This is a genomic window from Kitasatospora sp. NPDC059803, assembly GCF_042732255.1.
Classification (GTDB): domain Bacteria; phylum Actinomycetota; class Actinomycetes; order Streptomycetales; family Streptomycetaceae; genus Kitasatospora.
This window is the reverse complement of the sequence record NZ_JBHWIJ010000060.1, coordinates 25,825-28,101: the sequence shown is the minus strand read 5'-3', so window position 1 is coordinate 28,101 and position 2,277 is coordinate 25,825. Positions and strand designations below refer to the sequence as shown.

The 2,277-nt window shown below is 75.0% G+C and carries 2 protein-coding genes; both read left to right on the top strand.

Annotated elements, in window-relative coordinates; genetic code table 11:
- Positions 1–234 precede the first annotated feature (234 nt).
- Entirely contained in the window at positions 235–1,326 is a 1,092-nt protein-coding gene (locus ACFV6I_RS13080; RefSeq protein ID WP_380425040.1) for a hypothetical protein, read from the top strand.
- 121 nt (positions 1,327–1,447) lie between these two features.
- Positions 1,448–2,218 carry a hypothetical protein gene (locus ACFV6I_RS13075; RefSeq protein WP_363377454.1) on the top strand — a complete coding sequence of 257 codons (771 nt, stop codon included), beginning with the start codon at positions 1,448–1,450 and terminating at the stop codon, positions 2,216–2,218.
- Positions 2,219–2,277: the final 59 nt, after the last annotated feature.

Genomic DNA, 2,277 nt, shown 5'->3' with positions numbered 1-2,277 from the left:
CGGCCCCCCCCCACCGCTCGCCCGCCCCCCCGGGCCCGGCCGCCGACCCGGCCCGGCACATCGTTGCTGGCCCGGGCCCCCCCCGCCCCCCCCCCGGGCGGGGGCCCCCTCCGCCTGATCGTGCCCCATCACGTCTGATCGCGTCTGATCACGCCTGCCCGCGTCCTCCTGCGGGCCGGGCGGATCGCTCTGTTCTGATCCCGTCCCTGGCGACCCGAGAGGTGAGTGGAGCCCATGCCGCAGCGCCGGCAGTCCCGACGGATATCGCTGGACGGCGGTGGGGGTGCGGCCTCCGGTCGGCGGACCAGGCTGATCGGCGCCGCGGTCGGCGTGGTCGCGATGTGCGCCCTGGTCGGCGGCGCCTCGGCGTCCGGCACCGAACACCACGGCGGGGAGCAGCCGCACGGCACGACCGTCGACTCGTGCGTCTGCACCGGGACGGACGTGTCGGTGCAGGTCGGGCCGGGCGGGGACGTGAACGTCGGGGTCGACGTGGACGTCCAGGTCGGCGTCACCGTCGCCCCGACGGCCGACGCGCGGCACCAGGGCCCCAAGCCCCCGCACCGGCACCACCCGTGCCGCACGCCGAAGGCCGCGCCCGGACCGGCCTCACCACGACCCTCGGACACCACGGGGTTCCGCCAACAGCCCGGCCGCCCGGACGACGAGCACGGTGGGGACGGGGGCCACGACGGGGACGGCGGCCACGGCGGGTACTGGTGGCACGGGGACTGGTGGCACCACCACCATCACCACCCGCATCCCTGCCCGAGCCCGACGGCGACCCCGACGCCGAGCCCCACCCACACGCCCAGCCCCACGCCGACCCCGTCGCCGAGCGCCACGCCGACGCCGAGCGCCACCCCGACGCCTTCGCCGACGTCGAAGCCCAGTCCGACTCCGACACCCGTCCCCACGGCGTCGCCGACCCCCGCGCCGACAACGCCGGCTCCCAGCAGGACGCCTGGGCCCACCTCGCCGCCTGCGGCACCCGCGCCTGCTCCGCCGCCCGCGCCGAACCCGCCCGCGCCGAACCCGCCTGCACCCCCGGCGCCGGCCCCGGCGGCACCCGCGCCCCCGCCGGACCCGGTGGCCCCCGGTCCGGCCACGCCGAGCCCGGTGCGCCCGAGCCCGCTGTGGCCGACCCCGGCGGCGCAGCCCGTCTACCACGTGCGGGCGGCGCAGCCGCCGGCCCCGCTGCAGCACCACCACAACGCCCCGGCGACGACCACCATGCTGCTGGTCACCGTGCCTGCCATCCTGGCGGCGGCGGCCCTGCGCCCGGGCCGTGGACGCGGCCGTTCCGGCCGTTCCGGGCGTTCCTGACCGCCCCACCGAGGCGGCCCGCCCCGGCCCCCGGTCCGGCCCTGGAGCCCGACCTGCCCGGCCCGGGGCCGGCCTCGACACCTTTTTTCCGTCACAAGCCGAGCCAGAGAAGGGAGTTCCCATGTCCGAATGGTTGGCGTTGGCCATCGCGATGGCGGCGGCCTGTGCCGTCGTGGTGGCGGTGGTGGTGCTGCGGCACCGCCGGGTGGGCACCGAGAAGAACGTCGACGAGACGCCGGACGTCATCGACTACATCACGATGATGATCGGCGTGGTCTACGCGATCGTCCTCGGTCTCGCCCTCGCGGGCGTCTGGGAGGCGCGCGGCGCCGCCCAGGACGACCTGTTCCGGGAGGCGCAGTCGTTGCAGGAGGTGAGCGACCGGGCGGTGGTCTACCCGGCCGAGTTCCGCGACCAGGTCCGGGCCGACGTGGACGCCTACGTCTCGTACGTGGTGAACGTCGAGTGGGAGTACATGCGCAAGAACGGCGAGATCTCCGACAAGGGCACCGAACTGCTGGACAAGCTGCGGGTGGACGTCGCCACCCGGCCGCCGGCCTCCGAGCTGGAGTCGCAGTCCTACCAGCCGATCATGGACCGGATCAGCCAGGCCGACGACGCCCGCAACTCGCGCGGGCAGAACGCCGGGCCGACCATGCCCGGGGTCGTCTGGTTCGGCCTGATCACCGGTGCGGTGGTGACCGTCGGCATGCTGTTCGCGTTGCAGATCCGGCGCACGCCGAGGGAGTTGATCCTGGCGGGCTGCTTCAGCGCGCTGATCGCGTTCCTGCTGTTCATGATCTGGGACTTCGACGATCCGTTCGGCCGGAGTGTCTCGGTGACCACCCAGCCGTTCGTCGACCTGTTCCCCTCCCTCGGGCTGAAGGGCTGAAGGGCTGAAGGGCTGAAGGGCTGAAGGGCCCGCTGAACCTCGCCGAAGCACGGTGGGCC

Coding starts and splice junctions, on each gene's coding strand:
- ACFV6I_RS13075 (WP_363377454.1), top strand. CDS start 1,448: ATGTCCGAATGGTTGGCGTTGGCCATCGCGATGGCGGCGGCCTGTGCC.
- ACFV6I_RS13080 (WP_380425040.1), top strand. CDS start 235: ATGCCGCAGCGCCGGCAGTCCCGACGGATATCGCTGGACGGCGGTGGG.